Source organism: Phenylobacterium sp. (assembly GCF_041920015.1).
Lineage (GTDB): Bacteria > Pseudomonadota > Alphaproteobacteria > Caulobacterales > Caulobacteraceae > Phenylobacterium.
In genome coordinates this window covers 1-16,219 of sequence record NZ_JAYRST010000070.1, presented here as the reverse complement: position 1 = coordinate 16,219, position 16,219 = coordinate 1, and the positions used below count along the sequence as shown (strand labels likewise).

Below are 16,219 nucleotides of genomic sequence, written 5' to 3'. Positions count from 1 at the left end.
AGCGGAGTTGCCGCGCAGCGCCAAGGCGCCGTTGGCGATCATGATTTTTGTCGTCGCCGTTGGTGTTGCCGCCTTCCACCTGGCGCCGATCGCCGTTTCGTCGCTCGCCGGCGGCATCGCCATGCTTGCGACGGGCTGTGTCAAATTCGATAGGATCGGTCGTGCCCTGAGCGCTAAAGTCATCGTGTTGGTTGCCGCGAGCATCGCGCTTGGCCGCGCACTTCTCGAAACCGGAGCGGCGCAATGGCTGGGCGAAGCCTTGGCGTTAGGCATGCACGCTTTCCCCCCCGCAGCCGTCCTGGCGACAATGATGGCGTTCGCGGCTCTTCTGACAAACTTCTCTTCAAACACCGCGGCCGCCGCTGTCGGCGCGCCGATCGCGATCAGCCTGGCGCGGCAGATGGGCGTTCCGCCCGAACCCTTGGTCCTGGCGGTGTTGTTTGGCTGCAATCTTTGCTATGCGACGCCCGTAGCCTATCAGACCAACATCTTGATCATGAGCGCGGGCGGATACCAATTTAAGGATTACGTGCGTGCCGGCACACCATTGGTATTGCTTATGATCGTGACCCTGTCGGTCCTGCTGGTGTGGAAATATCACCTGTGACCCGGCGCGGGCGCCGCTCTGTGTGGCGCTCGGCAAGCAAGGGCCGGAGCACTGAATGACCTTGGATGAATTGAACGCCCAACTTGGGCGCAGCTGGCGAGATTTCCGCGGTCTTCTATTGAAGGCGCTGCACTCTCCGGCCCACCTCCTCGGAGAACAAGATCGCGTCGCCATAGAAGGGGAGATTCATGATGGGGCGCGACTAACGAGCGGCTACGGCTTCCTGCTGTTCAGCGCTTGCGGGATCGCCGCTCTGGGCCTTCTGCAATCCTCGGTCGCGGTTGTTATCGGCGCCATGTTGATCTCCCCGTTGATGGGGCCGATCCTGTCGATGGGCATGTCTCTTGCCCGGGTCGAGCCGCGAGAATTTCAACGGGCCGCCATAACCCTGGCGGTCGGCGCCGGCCTTTCCATTCTGGCCTCGACACTGATTGTCTGGGCCTCGCCTCTCAAGGACATCACGTCGGAGATCCTGGCTCGAACCCGCCCGACCCTTCTGGATCTGGTCGTAGCGCTGCTATCGGGGTTTGTCGGTGCCTACCTCACGGTCAATCGAAAGGGCGGCTCCATCGCCGGAGTCGCCATTGCGACGGCGCTCATGCCGCCTCTGGCGGTCGTCGGCTACGGACTTGCCACGGCTTCCTGGCCGATCGCCGGCGGCGCGCTCCTCTTGTTCCTGACCAACGTCGTGGCGATCCTGGGATCGGTTTTCGGCGTCGCCCGCCGCTACGGCTTCCGGCCCGCGCAACGCCATGGTGCGGCCTGGGAAGTCTACGCACTTTTTGCCGTCACAGTTATCCTGTGCGTGCCTCTGGCCTTGTCGCTGCGCAACATAGTTGTGGAGGCGCGAGAGACGAACCGGGTCCGCAGCGCCATCGAGCGAGCCTTTGCCGACGCGGGCCCGCACATCACCGACCTGGCGGTCGCGGTCGATCGCGGCAAGGTCAGAACCGTTAATTGTGTGGTTGTCACCCGAAGATATGTGTCAGGCGCGTCCGCAAGTGTGGCCAGGGCGTTGCAGCCCGGCGCCCAAGTCAGCATTGAGCAGATCGTCATTGCGGGTGGGGACAAGCGCTCCGTTCTGGCGACCAATTCCCTCGGCAGCCGGCCGGCCTTGCCAGGGTCCGAAACATCGCCAGAACAACGTTTGAGGATGATGCTGAGTTCGGCCGGTGAGGTCGCCGGCATCGATCAATCGCCTACGGGGCTTGCCGTCAAACTTGTCCTGAAGGGGGCGCCGAGTTTGGGGGATTATCGTGCCGTAGAGCAGGCTGCCCAGCGGTTCTTGCCTGACACCTCCGTCGCGATCATCCCCCCCCTCATGCCATTGCCAGAGGTCGTTTTCGCGCGTGGTAGCTCGACGATCGACACGGTGGCGAGGCAAGACCTGGCGACGATCAGCTGGGCCTTGCAGAGGTGGGGTGTGAAGGCCGTTCGCGCCGAGGGCCGCGCCAGCCCCGGTCGATTAGGTCCCCGCCCGATGGACCTGAAGATGGCAGCGCGGCGTTCAGCGGCTGTCGCTCAGGTGCTGGCGAGCTCAGGTCTCGTCTCTGTCACCCAGTCGACTTTCGTCCCTGATCGCGCCCTTCCGGATGAACGTCCGTTCCTCGTGGTTCGCCTCAGTCTGGAGGCTGCGACCCCGCCGCCGGCAGACGCAAAGTGATCAGTCCCGCCTGCCTTTCGGTCGGGGATGTGGTTTAGGTTACAGGTTTGGCGACGGCTCCGCCTGACAGTCGCTTGATCAGCCAACCGACGCTGCCGCCCTGCACGATCACCGCGAACAGCACTACGACGTATGTGGCGCCAAGAAGAATGGGTTGCAGTTCACCGCGTTCCAGAGACAACGCTAGGGCTATGGAGATGCCGCCACGCAGGCCGCCCCAGACTAAGGTCGGCATCGCGAGTGGGCCCAGATCGAGAGCTCTTCGTAGCAGCAACAATGGGGCGCCCACGGCGACAGTCCGGGCGAGGATGACCAGTGGGATTGCGGCTGCACCCAGTGCCAACAGTCGTAAGTCCGGCGCGATCGCCACTACCTCCAGCCCGATCAGCAGGAAGAGGACGGCATTGAGGATCTCATCGATCAGCGCCCAGAACTTGAGGAGGTAGTCCTTGGTCGTGTCGCTCATGGCGTGGGCGACACCCGCATTGCCGATCAACAGTCCGGCGACCGCCATCGCCACCGGCCCGCTGACGTGCAGCCAATGCGCCAGGCTATAGCCGCCCATGACAACCGCCAGGCTGATCATCACCTCGACGTTGTAGTCGTCGATGCTGCGCATCGCGCGGTAGGCCACCCATCCAGCGAGGAGGCCGATCAGGGCGCCGCCGCCGGCTTCACGAACGAACTCAAGGCTCGCGCTGGCTAAGGAGAACGGCTCGGTTCCCATTGCCGCGACGACAAGGATCGAGAAGACCACGACCCCAACGCCGTCGTTAAAGAGGCTTTCGCCGGCGACTGTGGCTTGGAGGGTGGGGGGAACGAGCGCGCGTTTGAGCACGGCCATGACCGCCACGGGATCTGTCGGGCTGATCAACGCGCCGAAAACGAAGCACCAAAGGAGAGGTGTGGCGAGGCCAAGAACCTGACTCAAAAGGAAGAAACCGCTGCCGACGAGCGCGGTCGAAATCAAGACGCCGACGGTGCTCAGAATGAGAATGGGCCAACGCCCTCGGCGCATCTCGCTCCAGTCGACGTGCAAGGCGCCAGCAAACAGCAAGAACGACAGCATGCCGTCCATCAAGGTGGTGTGGAAATCCAGGGAGTCGACAAACCGGACCATCATTACGGAGAATCCAGCGCCCGGCAGAAGCCGGTCGATCCCGATCACCAATAGGGAAGCTACCGCGCCCATGACGGTAAGCCCGACTGAGGCGGGCAGTCTGAACACCCGGTGATTGAGATATCCCAGGGCTGCGGCGAGCACGATGAGGATCGAAGCGGCGTCAAAGGCAGTGAGGCTTGGCATGGGGCGATGTCCTACCGCTCGACATCGTGGACCGAAAGGCCGGCCCCAACCCGCGGGCGATGATCTTAGCCTGATTTGGCGGGCTGAGACATCCTGGGTTTGCTCGTGTCGATCTCCCGATCAGCCCTTCTCTTCGTTCGGTATCCTGAGAATCGTTCCGCAGGCTTTGCAATGTACGGCGTCTGGGTCGTGTCGGGCGAGGCCGCAGGTGGGGCAAGAAAACCGGACTTTGTTGGGCCGGAAGAGCGCTTGGGCCAGACGTACAAAGAGTGTGATGCCGGCGATCATCGTCACGATCGAGATCACTTTGCCAAGCGTACCCGGGAGGACAATGTCGCCGAAACCCGTCGTCGTAAGGGTCGCAACCGTGAAATAGAGCGCGTCGACATAACCCTCTATGCCCTCATGGCGTCCGTTGAAAATTGTGTAGACGAAGCCGGTCACGACAAAGACGAATGTGAATAGCGTGGCTCCGGCGCGGATAGCGTCTTCCCAAGGCGTGTCATCAAACCGGCGTGCGATTGTCCCCCAAAAGAACTCGCTATGAAACAGCGTCCAAAGCCTAAGCACGCGCAGGAAGGCGAGGTTAATGAACCAGAGCGGCGCCAGCAGTGTCGCCAAAACGAACAGGTCGATCCAGACGATCGGCCGGCGAATCCAATCCCCGACACTACGCCAAGCCAGTGCGCGGGCGCCTAGGTCGAGCGCCAAGAGGAAGGCGACGAAATAGTCGAGCGCAAGGAAGCCGGGCGTCTCCTTCATGAGTGGGGCGGCAATGAAAAACGCCACCAGCAGGATATCCAGCACGATGATCGCGATGCGAAACCGAACCGCGGCCCTAGAATGGCCGTGATAGAGACCCCGAAGGCGTGCTTGAAGCCCGCTTAGGCCCGCGATGTTTTTCGGGGTTTCTGCCGGCGTGAGGATAGGATCCACCGCCCCCGTTTCGCGAGTGGCCGAGCCAGAGAAACCGTGGGTCTCGCTTTCGCGGTCGAGTGTCAAGTTGACCGTCCGATCTCTGACGCCCGTCGAAACGTCCTTATCAGAGCCGGGCGGAGGCTAGCGAGTCGGGGCGATCGAACGCAGCTACTGGTCGGTCGAGATTTTGGCGCGCTCACTGAACGTCCTCTTCCGGGTGCTCGGCCTGAGTCGGGCAACTCGTCGAAGGACTTGTCCGGATGTGGACGTCGCGCTGAGGGAAGGGAATTTCGATTCCATTGTCGCCAAATAGCACCCAGACCCGGTTCAAGATATCTGATCGGACGTTGCCTACGCCGTCTTCCGGATCAGAGATCCAGAATAGGATTTCATGGTCGACGGAGCTGTCGCCAAACCCCTTTAGCCAGACAGAGGGCTTGGGATCCGCCAAAACGCGGGCGGCGTTGCTGGCGGCCTCGATCATAAGCCGTTGAGCTAGGGCGAGGTCACTCGAATAGGCGACGCCGACAGGGATATGCACACGGACATTTCGGGACGAGTACGACCAATTTTCAACAGCCTCAGTCATCAGCTGCTCATTGGGGATCAGGTGCTCCTTGCCGTCGCGAGTGACGACAGAAACGGCGCGGACGCCGATCTTGCTGATCGCCCCGAACGTGTCCCCGACAACAATGACATCGCCCGGCTTGACCGACCGATCCATCAGCAGGATCAGACCGGCGATCAGATTCCCGAACGTCTTCTGCAGGCCGAAGCCGACGGCCAGACCCGCAGCGCCGGAGAAGACCGTCAAGGCCGTTAGGTCGATGCCAAGCATATCTACGCCAAGCAGCACCGCCGCGGCGATCACCCCGATACCGGCCAGCTTTTGGGCGAGCACGCGTTGAGATAGGTCGAGCGCGCTGGCCCGGCCAATCAGATGCGACACAACCTGATTGGCGGCGCGCGCAAGCAGATACAGCACCACGACGACGACGAGGGCGTTCAAGAGCGCCAGCAAAGATAGGCGGTGCGACCCGATCGTAAAGCCTATGTCGTCCAGGCCCGTCATCAGAGGTTGCATGCCGCCCAACGTCCCGGCCACGCAGGCGAGCGAGATACCAATCGAGACGAACCCTGCCGTGCCTCGGTTCAGGCGCATGGCGCGCAACAGGGTCATTACCAGCAGGCCGACCGCTAGGCTAAGAGCCAACGCCAGGGCGATGTTTGCGAGCGGCCTAAGCGAGATTGACTGACCGACGACCAACAGCAGCAGGGCGATTGTGGCGTATTGAACCATGCCCATCGTGCTTGTTGGGCTGCCGATGAAATTTTTCCCAGTAAGACGGGTCAGTTGGGCGGCGAGAGTCGGGCCCGTCCTTCGTCCAATGTACCAGCCGATCCCGATGGCCCCCGCTATCAGGAGGATAGCGATGATCATTGAATCCAGATCTGGTGAAGAGGTTAGGGAAAATTCGAGGCGGTCGATCCAATTTCGCCAACCCATGCCGCCCTCCCGTCTCAAACTATAGATGTCTCGCTCGTCATCCGGCCCAATCGAGGCCACCTATTCGTTCTGCGAAATCGATCAACTCGTGTTTATATATTTTCATAGAGTAGGTAATGCTTTGCGCTTAGCCTCGAAATGGCCTTCCGTTGCAATCGCCGTCTATTCGGGTCGTCTGTTGGCATTGAACTAAGCCATCACGGGCCTAAGCTGCGCTGGATCCCCGTTGCTCGGAAGCGCCCATTGGCTGCCGGTCTGTGGAGAGCGTGATGGGGCCGAAGTAGCCGAAGTCGTCACGGCACATTGCGATGGCGCGGGCGACGTCGCGGTAGACGCGCGGTTCGTCGGACTTGAACATTGCCAGGCGGTGTTCGCCCGAACGGCCGGCCAGGCGCAGCCAGACGCTCCACTCGCCAGCTTCCGACTCGGTGAGCCGGACTTCCTTGATCGAGCCGCCGCGTTCCAGGAACCAATTGACGTTGCGGGCGCGGATCGGGAAGTCGGGATTGGTCGCGATGACCCAGGCCTCCTCGCGGGCGTCCGTTTCTGTTTCCCGTTCAGCCATCATCTGCTGCGGCAAAGCCTGCTCCCCTACAATCGTGCTTAACTTGGCAGAAAAGCACCGTGCTGTCGCGGGGCGGTTGGCGACGAAGCGTGACAGTTCGCCCGGTTTTGCCGGGCAGGCGTCGTATTTTTGAGCCGCATTGCTGGGTCCTGTCCCTTGAGCGGCCATGGCATGAGCCTTCAAGCGCGAGGCGGGGGGAGCGCCCTCCCCCTGAGTCGCAAAGGCAGGCCTTGAGCGCCTACCCCCTCCAGCGGGGGCGGTCCCCCGCAACGCCCCCCGAGGGATTGGGCCGGCCTGCGGCGGCCGAAGGCGGAGGGAAGCGGCCTTGGGGCGACCCTTGTGGGGCAAAGGAGGATCGACCCATGTCCTTGAAACCCATCGTCCAGGCCCTGGGCGGCGATCTCTACGATCGCGGCCTTCGGGCGAATATCCCGGCGCCCGGCCATAGCGCCGCTGACCGTTCGGTCTCGCTGCTGCTGCGGGAAGGCCGGGTGATCGTCCACACCTTCGGAGATGGCGACTGGAAGGATGTGCTGGACTATCTGCGCGGCGAAGGCCTGGTCGATGCGCACAATGCCCCGACCAGTCTCTCGCAGGCGCGTCGCGCCCAAGCGTCCGGGCCCGCGACCGGGCTGGAGCGCCGCCTGGCGGCGTTACGGATCTGGGAGGCTGGGCGGCCGCTCGCCGGCACCTTGTCAGCACGGCACTGCGCGCTGCGCGGGGTCAGCCGTCCCCTCCCCGGCCCCGACGTGCTGCGCCATGGCGGCGAGACGCCGGTGTCGGCCTATGCCGCGTCGCGCCATCATCGCCCGGCCCTGTTGGCGGCGATCACCGATGAGGCCGGGGCCTTCACGGCCGTTGAGGTCACTTACCTGGCGCCCAACGCCCGCCGGGCGATCGACCTGCGGCTCAGCCGCAAGACGGTCGGTCCCTCGCCGGCCCGGTGCGCGGTGCGAATTGATCCGGCCTCGCCGCAGATGCTGGTGGCCGAGGGCCTGTTCACCACCCTGTCGGCCAGCGCGCGCTTCGCCCTACCGGCCTGGGCGCTGATGTCGACACGCAACCTGCGCCACTGGCGGCCGCCGGAGGGCGTGCGCGAGGTGCTCATCGCCGCCGATCGCGGGGCCGACGGCGAGGCCTCGGCCGAGCAGCTGCGCGCCGGCCTAGCCATCGCCGGCTTGAAGGCGCGGGTCGCCCTGCCGCCGGAGGGCTTTGGGGACTGGAACGAGGCGGAGGCTGCGGGCCTGCTGGATCCGGTCCTGAGCTAAGCCGCCAAAGGAGGGAGGAAGGGATCGGGCGGGTGCGCCCAGGGGCAGGATGTCCCTCGCCCAGGCGCGAGGAGCTAGACCCCGATGACCGATCAAGTCCCCGCCTCCCCGGCCGCCATGAGCCGCATCCAGGTGCGCCTCGGCGACCTTGGCCTGGCCAAGGAGAACCTGCGCTTCCACGAACCGGCCGACGACGGCGTGCCGCAACTGGCCGACACCCTGCTGGCCGCAGGCGTGGTGATCCCGCCGATCGTGCGGCCTGGGCGCAAGGGCGAGGCGCCGTTCATGGCGCTCGACGGCCGTCGCCGGCGCTTTGGCCTGATCCTGCTGCGTGAGCGCGGCGACATCGGTGACGACTACCTGATCGACTGCCTGCTGGCCGAGACCCCGGCCCAACAGGCGGCCGCCATCGTGCTGCCCAACACCGAGCACGCGCCGGTCCACATCGCCGATGTGATCACCGCCATCGGCAAGCTGCGCAAAGCCAAGATGGACACCCAGGCGATCTCGACCGCGCTCGGCTACGCCGAGCTGGAGATCAAGCGACTGGAGGCCCTGGCCGCCGTCCACCCGACGGTCCTGAAGGCGCTGCGCCAAGGCCGGCTGACCCTGAAGCAGGTTCGGCTGTTCGCCCGCCTGCCCGACAAGAAGCAGCAGGCCGAGATCGCCCAGACCGCGCTCGACGGCTACTTCCAGGACTATCAGCTGCGTGCTGTCGTCGAGCATGACCGGGCGACGGTCGAGGACGACCGCTTCACCCTGGTCGGGATGGACCGCTACCTGGCCGCCGGCGGCCGGGTGGCCTCCGACCTGTTCGGCGAATACCCCGACTACCTGCTCGATCCCGAGGTCCTGCAGGGCGCCTGGCGCGAGCGGGTGCAGCCGATCGTCGATCACCTGAAGGCCGAAGGCCTGGCGGTTTATGTCGCGCGCGAGGCGGGCTACGGCGCCCCGGACGGCTTCTTCCGCCTCGCCCACGTCTGGGAGCGTGACCTGGACGAGGCGCAGAAGACCGCGCTGGCCGATGCGCGCTACGCAGTCACCCAGCTTGAGACCGCGCTGCAGGATCTCGATCCGTCGACGGACGAGGCCCCGGCTCAATTGGCGCCCTTGGTCAGCGCCTATGGCGTGGCGGCCGGAGCGGTGCTGACCCGCAGCAAGATCGGCGCGGTGCTGCTCAGCCCGTCGGACGGCCATGGCCTGGCGGCGACCTTCTATTCGGTCCCGCTGCCGGTCGAGGACCTGCCGGAGGAGGAGGAAGGCGATGACGACACGGCTTCGGTTGGCGGCCGGCCCGGCGTCGTCACGAACGACGTCGAGGTCCCCCGCGCAGATGTGGAGGTGGAGGGCGCCAGCCACGTCCTGCACGAGACCCGCACCGATGTGGCCACCCGCGGTCTTATCCGGGACCTTGCCGACGACCCCAGCGCCGCCCTGACCGTGCTGGTCGCTCAGCTCTTCAAGCAGCTGGCGCTGCAGTCCAGCGGAGGCTTGGACGGCTCGGCGGCGCAGATCGCCGCGACCCGCTACCAACGCGGCGCGATGGCGCCGATCGCGGGTCTGGACGGCGAGGTGCGGGGCCGCCTAGACGCCCGCCGCGACGCCTACCGGGCCTCGGGCCTGCGTCCGATCACCTGGGTCGAGACCCTGCCGCACGGGGAGAAGATGGCCCTGATGGCGGAGCTGACCGCGATCTCGCTCAACATGCGCGAGGCCCGCACCAGCCTGCTGCGCCATGGCGCCCGGGCCGAGGCGGCTGAGATCGCCGCCCTGTGCGGCGCGGACATCTCCGCGCACTGGACGCCGGACGAGGCCTATCTGGCGGTCCACTCGAAGGCCCAGTTGCTCGTCCTGCTCGAAGAGCTGGGGGTGGAGGACGACCGCGCCAAGACCCTGAAGAAGGACGCCCTGGTGAGCTTTGTCGCCGAGGCGGCGGCCGAACGGCAGTGGGCCCCCGGGGTGCTGTCCTGGGACCGTCCGGCGGCGGTTGGCAACGACGACGGCGAAGCGGACGGCGGGGCCGAAGAGGTCGCGGCCGAACCCGACGAGGCGGGTGATCGCGAGGCCCAAGACGAGGCTGAGCCCGAAGCGGTCGCCGACGCCATCGCGGCCTGATCCAGCGGAGCCCTCGTCTGACCGGCGGGGGCTCTTGCTGTGCCGGCCAAAGGGTCAAGGAAGGGAGGCGGACGGGCGAGCCCGTCGGGACTGGAGGGAGGCGCCCTCCGCCGCGGGTGAACGGATCCCCGCCATGAACGCCATGCTTCCCCTCTTCGCGACCGCTGGAGCGTCCGACCCCGCGTCGCACAAGGCGGCCAACATTCTGGCCGCCGCGCGCGCCTTAACCCCCCAGCTCAATCGATCCCGCGCGCTCGACCGGCGGCTGGTGGCGGGGGTCATGACCACCACCTTCGGCGGCTCGGACGCGGACGGCGCGTGGATCTGGCGCGACGCCTATGACGCGGTCGAGGCGGCTCTGGTGCTGCAGCTGCGCAGGCTGTCGCCGCAGATCAGCCGGCTGGAAGATGCGCCGGCCGAGATCTGCGCCCTGCTGGCCAATCTCACTGAGCTTGGCCTCACCCACACGCGCCGCAGTGAAGAGCAGGTGGCGCTCGACCAGTTTTCGACCCCGCCGCAGCTCGGCGCCCTGGCGGTCCTGGCCGCGCAAATCCGCCCCGGCGACCAGGTCCTTGAACCCTCCGCTGGCACGGGCCTTCTGGCCGTGCTGGCCGAAGCCTGTGGAGCCAACCTGGCCCTCAATGAGATCGCCGATCAGCGCGGCGCGATCCTGGAGGGCCTCTTTCCGCTGGCCGCGCGCAGCGCCCATGACGCCCGGCATCTGAAGGACATCCTGCCCGCGTCCGGCAGCTTCCATGCCGTTGTCGCCAATCCGCCCTTCCAGATGTTGGAAGAGCACCTGCACGCGGCGCTGGACACCCTGGCCGAAGGCGGCCGGTTGTCGGCCATCGTGCCGACGCGGCTCTTCGAGGACGCCCCGGTCCTGCGCCGGCTGGCGGGGCGGGGAGCGATTGTCCTCCAGCTGGCCTTTCCGCCACGCGCCTACGCCAAGCATGGGACCTCGGTCGAAACGGGCCTCCTGGTTATTGACCGCGGCCAGGCGGGCGAACCATCGCCGGTGATCGCGGCGGAGAGCTTGGCGGATGCGGCCCGGGCGGCGGGCGCTGTTGCGGCCCGGCCGAGCGCGCAACCGCGCCAGTTCCGGGCCGTCTCCAATGTCGCCATCCTCGCGCCGCGGGCGCGGGCCTTGGCGACCCCGTCGAACCGGCTGGCCTTTCTCGCGACCACGGCGCCCGTCGCCTATGAGACCCGGGCCTGGTCGGGCGAAGGCCACGATGTCGGCCTCTATCAGGCCTACCGGCTCGGTCGGATCGGCTTCGCCCAGAGCCGCCCTCACCCCTCCCCGCTCGTGGAATCCGGACCGATGGCGTCCGTGGCGCCGCCGGCCCCGACCTATCGGCCGGTCCTGCCGGGCAAGATCGTGGACGCGGGTCTAATCTCCGACGCCCAGCTCGAGACGGTGATCTACGCCGGCGAAGCCCACGCCAACCTGTTGCCGGGCCGCTGGCGGCTCGGCGAAGCGCCGCACCAGGTGCTGCTGGTCGGCGACGACACTCCCGACGCGGTTAGTTTCCGGCGGGGCTTTTTCCTCGGGGACGGCACCGGCTGCGGCAAGGGCCGTCAGATCGCCGGCGTCATCGCCGACAACCTCGCCCAGGGGCGAACCCGGGCAGTCTGGCTGTCGAAGAACGACGCCCTCCTGGAAGACGCGCGGCGCGACTGGGGCGCGATCGGCGGCGCGGCCAGTGATCTGACCCCGCAGTCGGCGTGGAAGCAGGCGGACGCCATCCGCCTCGATCGCGGCATCCTCTTCACCACCTACGCCACCTTGCGCCAACCGGCGCGGGGCGACCGGCCGTCTCGCCTCGATCAGATCGTGGCGTGGCTGGGCGCGGATTTCGACGGGGTGATCGTCTTCGACGAAGCCCACGCCATGGCCAACGCCGCCGGCGGGGCCAAGGGCGCGCGGGGACCGAAGAAGGCCTCGCAGCAGGGCATGGCGGGTCTCGCCTTGCAGAACCGCCTGCCCAACGCCCGCATCCTCTATGTCTCGGCGACGGGGGCGACGACCCCGGAGAACCTGGCCTACGCCGCCCGCCTGGGCTTGTGGGGCGGGCCAGATGCGCCGTTCCCGACGCGCGAGGCCTTCATGGACGCCGTCGAGACCGGCGGCGTGGCGGTCATGGAGCTGATCGCCCGGGAGCTGAAGGCGATGGGACTCTACATCGCCCGCTCCCTGTCGTTCGACGGCGTGGAGTATGACGCCCTGCGCCATCCGCTCAGCGCCGAGGACATCGGCATCTGGGACGCCTGGGCCGACGCCTACCAGTTGATCCACCACAATCTGCGCGCCGCCCTGGAGGCGGTCGGGGTCACCGAAGAGGGCAAGGCCAAGAGCGGCCAGGCGGCGTCGGCGGTGATGTCGGCTTTCGAGGGCTCCAAGCTGCGCTTCTTTGGTCACCTGCTGGCGGGCCTGAAAGCCCCTTCCCTCGTGGCGTCTATTCGCCAGGACCTGGCGGCCGGCCGCTCGGCCATCGTCCAGGTGGTCTCGACCAATGAGGCGGTGATGGAACGGCGTCTCGCCGAGATCCCGCCGGAGGAATGGAACAACCTCGCCGTCGATCTGACGCCCAAGGATCAGGTGCTCGACTACCTGATGGGCGCCTTCCCGATCATGGCGATGGACGCGGTCGAGGACGACGACGGCAACGTCACCATGGTCCCGGTGATGGTCGATGGCGCGCCTGTCGTCAGCCAGGCGGCCCTGCGCCTGCGCGACGAGCTGGTCACCCACCTGGCCTGCCTGCCGGCCGTGCCCGGCGTGCTGGATGCGGTGCTGGAGGCGCTTGGGACCGAGCAGGTCGCCGAAATCACCGGGCGCAGCCGCCGGGTGATCCGCCGTGAGGGCCGCCGCGTGGTGGAGCGCCGCAGCGCCTCGGCCGCCAAGGCCGAGACCGACGCCTTCATGAGCGGCAAGAAGCGCGTCCTGGTGTTCTCCGACGCGGGCGGCACCGGGCGCAGCTATCACGCTGATCTGGGCGTGGCCAACCAGCAGCGCCGGGTCCACTATCTGGTCGAGCCGGGCTGGCGGGCCGATGCGGCGATCCAAGGCCTGGGGCGCTCGCATCGGACCAATCAGGCTGTCGCGCCGCTGTTTCGGCCGGTGACCACGGACATCCACGGCGAGAAGCGCTTCCTGTCGACCATCGCCCGGCGCCTCGACAGCCTGGGCGCCCTGACCCGGGGCGAGCGGCGGACGGCCGGCAATGGGCTGTTCCGCGCCGAGGACAATCTCGAAAGCCCTTGGGCGCATCGTGCGCTGCAGGCCTTCTACATCGCGCTGCACTTCGGCAACGTCGAGGCGATGGACCGGGAGACCTTCGAGGCCAAGACGGGCTTGCGGCTGCTCGACGGGGATGGCGAGCTGCGATCGACCGACGACATGCCCCCGATGAATACCTTCCTCAATCGGCTGCTGGCCTTGCGGATCGCCGATCAGAACAGCCTGTTTGCCGCCTTCGACGAGATCCTGGCCAGCATCCTGGAACGGGCGGCGGCGTCCTGCGCCTTGGACCGGGGCATGGAGGACGTCGTGGCCGACGACCTCTTGGTGCTGGACGAGGAGGTCATCCGCACCGACGCGGTGACGGGGGCCGAGACCCGGCTGCTTCGCGTCCAGGTGCGCACCGCCCGGTCGCTGATGAGCGCCGAGGTGGCGCTGGCAGACGCCGACCCGGACGCGCGGGTGTTCGCGGTGAACAGCAAGTCCGGACGCGCCGCCCTGGTCGTCCAGGGGCTCACGACCACCAATGATGACGACCGCCTGGTCCCGGCGGTGCGTCTGATCCGGCCGGAGAAGCGCAGCGTCGCGCCGCTGAAGGCCTATGAGGAGTCGGCTTGGGAAGCGGCCGATGAGGCGGCTTGGCGCGCGGCCTGGGATGCCGAGCTGGCGGCGGTCGACCCGTGGGTGACCCGCGAACTCGTGCTGGTCACCGGCCTGTTGCTGCCGATCTGGAGCAACCTTCCCGACAAGCGCACGTCCGTGCGCCGGCTCAAGGCGCCGGACGGGCGCCGCTGGCTGGGCCGCCTTCTCGATCCCGCGCAGGTCACCCCGCTCAAGATCGCCTTGGGCCTGACCGATACCGCCAGCGCGGTCGGCGACGGCGCCTCGGCCACCCGCCTGGTGTTGAGCGAGGGCGCCTCCGTCGCCTTGAGCGGCGGCCTTTGGTTGCGCCGGGCCAAGGTGATGGATCGCCAGCGGCTGGAGATCGTCGGCGCGGGCGCGCAACGCACCAGCTTCGTGGCGCTGGGCTGCTTCGTCGAGATCATCGCCTACACCCCGCGCGTCTTCGTGCCGACCGATCGGCCGGAGGTGCTGAGCGCCATCCTCGAGCGCTGGCCGGCGCAGACCATCCTGCCGGCCGCGGCCTGACGGATCGGGGCCGCTGATCGGGAGCCGCCGGTGATGAGCCGGCGGCTCTTTTTGCGTCCGCGGCCTGGCCGGCAAAGAGTTGGAGGAAGGGACGGAGCGGGCAAGCGCTCCGGGATTGGCTCGGGGCCGGACCGGAGGCTGCCATGTCCAACCCGCTCGACGACCTGATCCAAGATCTCATCGCCCGCATCGAGGCGGGCGTTCCGCCGTGGCGCCAGGCCTGGACGGCCAGCGCCGATCCGAGACTGCCCTTGCGAGCGAACGGCGAGCCGTTCAGCGGCAGCAATGCCTGGCTGCTGGCGTTCGCCGGCGCGTTGCGCGGCTATCGCTCGCCCTACTGGTTCACCTTCCGCCAGGCCCTGGCCATCGCGGCGCCGGTCGGCAAGGGCGAGAAGGCCTCGCCGGCGATCCTCTACAAGACCCGCCTGGTCGGCGAGCCGTCCGAGGGGGCGGAGGTCGGCGCGGCGGAAGACGCCGGCGACCCGCGCGTTCTGCGCTATCTGAAGATCTACAGCGTCTTCAACGCCGAGCAGCTGACAGACTGCCCGCGCGCCTTCCTCGATATTGTGGATCCCGACCCGGCCGCCCGCGCGGCGGCGCGCAACGCCGTGCTGGATGCGATTCCGGCCCGGGTCGAGTTCGGCGGCGGAACGCCCTGTTATGTGCCGGCGCTGGACCTGATCCGGCTCCCGCGCCCCGAAGCCTTCGACACGCCCGACGACTTCCTGGCGACCAAGGCGCACGAGCAGCTGCATTGGTCGGGCGCGGCGCATCGTCTGGACCGCGCCTTCGGCAAGCGGTTCGGGGACGAGGCTTACGCTTTCGAGGAGCTGGTCGCCGAGATCGGCGCGGCGGCGCTTGGCTTGCGCATCGGGCTCGCGCCGCAACTGCTCGACAGCCACGCCGCCTATCTTGGCCATTGGGCGAAAATCCTGCGGCATAGGCCCTCAGCCTTGCTCGAAGCCTCCGGTCACGCCCAGCGCGCCGTCGACTACCTGCTCGCGTTCAGCGCCCAGGACGCGGTCGATCTGGCCGCCTGACGCCGGCCTTCCCCCAACATCTTTGCAAGGAGGCCGCCATGGGCTGGCTCTACATGCGCTCGCTGGCGGGGTACGCGACCCCAAAAGCCTATCTCGACGCGCAATTCACCTATGACCGCGACACCGGCGGCTCTCGCGTCTTGGCCTCATGCCTGGTCGGTCGGCGCACTTACTACGCCGCCGTCGAGTGGATCACCGCCGGATCGGGCGAGCGGGAAGTCTGGGGCCTGGTCTGCCTGGTGCGCTACAACCCGCGCGACCGGGAGGGCCTGGTGTTCGGCTACAAGGACATGTCCGAATCCATGGGGCCATGCGAGTCCGAGTGTCCGGCGCGGATCCTCGATCTGCTCACCGCGACCGACAACACCTACGCCCTTGCCTGGCGGGCGCGGTGCCGCGCCCGGCTGTCGGAACGGTCGGCGCGCGCCGCCAAGCCGACGCCCAAACCCGGCGATGTTGTGGTCCTGGCCGAGCCGATTCTGTTTCGAGATGGCCGGACGTTCTCCCGCTTCGAGGCGGTCGCTTGGCCTGGGCGGGCGCGCAGCGGCCTCGTCTATCGCAGCGAGCTGGGCGGCCTTTACCGCATCCCCAAGCTGAAGGATCGCGTCTACCGCATCGAGGGGACGCAGGTGCCGCGAACCCGAGACTGAGCCTGTCGGCAGACTGGGGTGGGCGCGGCGCGTTAGGAAGCCAAGGCGGTCAAGGGTCCTATCGGCGGTCTTGGCGTCCTTGAGTCCTCTGGCTCTTGAGACCTCGCCACCGTCCGGAGCCGCCCACAAGGGACGCTCCGCTCAAAGCCCTTGTGGGCGTCCCCAGCCGTCGGCGCGGGGCGGTCGT

General features: G+C 67.2%; 11 protein-coding genes. 7 read left to right on the top strand and 4 right to left on the bottom strand.

What is annotated here, in order from left to right:
• Both ACE3TL_RS13285 and ACE3TL_RS13280 read left to right on the top strand, forming a co-directional pair.
• The coding region (locus ACE3TL_RS13285; protein ID WP_374579158.1) for an SLC13 family permease at positions 1–607 on the top strand (607 nt) is incomplete at its 5' end.
• Between the two features lie 55 nt (positions 608–662).
• Complete coding sequence (locus ACE3TL_RS13280) at positions 663–2,270, top strand: DUF389 domain-containing protein (RefSeq protein WP_269717150.1); 1,608 nt, start codon at positions 663–665, stop codon at positions 2,268–2,270.
• 34 nt (positions 2,271–2,304) lie between these two features.
• Here ACE3TL_RS13280 and ACE3TL_RS13275 read toward each other — a convergent pair whose 3' ends face one another.
• The 4 genes from ACE3TL_RS13275 to ACE3TL_RS13260 all read right to left on the bottom strand — a co-directional run bounded on the left by ACE3TL_RS13275 (position 2,305) and on the right by ACE3TL_RS13260 (position 6,734).
• A complete protein-coding gene (locus ACE3TL_RS13275) occupies positions 2,305–3,576 on the bottom strand; it encodes a sodium:proton antiporter (RefSeq protein ID WP_269717151.1) in 1,272 nt (423 codons plus the stop codon).
• Positions 3,577–3,696: 120 nt separating this feature from the next.
• Complete coding sequence (locus tag ACE3TL_RS13270; RefSeq protein WP_374579157.1) at positions 3,697–4,578, bottom strand: ion channel; 882 nt, start codon at positions 4,576–4,578, stop codon at positions 3,697–3,699.
• A gap of 112 nt (positions 4,579–4,690) precedes the next feature.
• On the bottom strand, positions 4,691–6,001 hold the full coding sequence (locus ACE3TL_RS13265) for a mechanosensitive ion channel family protein (RefSeq protein ID WP_374579156.1): 1,311 nt from the start codon (positions 5,999–6,001) through the stop codon (positions 4,691–4,693).
• A gap of 205 nt (positions 6,002–6,206) precedes the next feature.
• On the bottom strand, positions 6,207–6,734 hold the full coding sequence (locus tag ACE3TL_RS13260) for a hypothetical protein (protein ID WP_269717153.1): 528 nt from the start codon (positions 6,732–6,734) through the stop codon (positions 6,207–6,209).
• A gap of 194 nt (positions 6,735–6,928) precedes the next feature.
• Between ACE3TL_RS13260 and ACE3TL_RS13255 the strand changes: the two genes are divergently transcribed.
• The 5 genes from ACE3TL_RS13255 (at position 6,929) to ACE3TL_RS13235 (ending at position 16,032) form a co-directional block, all read left to right on the top strand.
• Positions 6,929–7,834 (top strand): toprim domain-containing protein, encoded by a 906-nt coding sequence (locus ACE3TL_RS13255; protein ID WP_269717154.1) that lies wholly within the window; start codon positions 6,929–6,931, stop codon positions 7,832–7,834.
• An 84-nt stretch (positions 7,835–7,918) separates the two neighbouring features.
• Complete coding sequence (locus ACE3TL_RS13250) at positions 7,919–9,949, top strand: ParB/RepB/Spo0J family partition protein (protein ID WP_374579155.1); 2,031 nt, start codon at positions 7,919–7,921, stop codon at positions 9,947–9,949.
• A gap of 133 nt (positions 9,950–10,082) precedes the next feature.
• Positions 10,083–14,342 carry a strawberry notch-like NTP hydrolase domain-containing protein gene (locus ACE3TL_RS13245; protein WP_374579154.1) on the top strand — a complete coding sequence of 1,420 codons (4,260 nt, stop codon included), beginning with the start codon at positions 10,083–10,085 and terminating at the stop codon, positions 14,340–14,342.
• A gap of 143 nt (positions 14,343–14,485) precedes the next feature.
• Complete coding sequence (locus ACE3TL_RS13240) at positions 14,486–15,382, top strand: ArdC family protein (protein ID WP_269717157.1); 897 nt, start codon at positions 14,486–14,488, stop codon at positions 15,380–15,382.
• Positions 15,383–15,420: 38 nt separating this feature from the next.
• On the top strand, positions 15,421–16,032 hold the full coding sequence (locus tag ACE3TL_RS13235) for a hypothetical protein (RefSeq protein ID WP_269717158.1): 612 nt from the start codon (positions 15,421–15,423) through the stop codon (positions 16,030–16,032).
• The last annotated feature ends 187 nt before the right edge of the window (positions 16,033–16,219 follow it).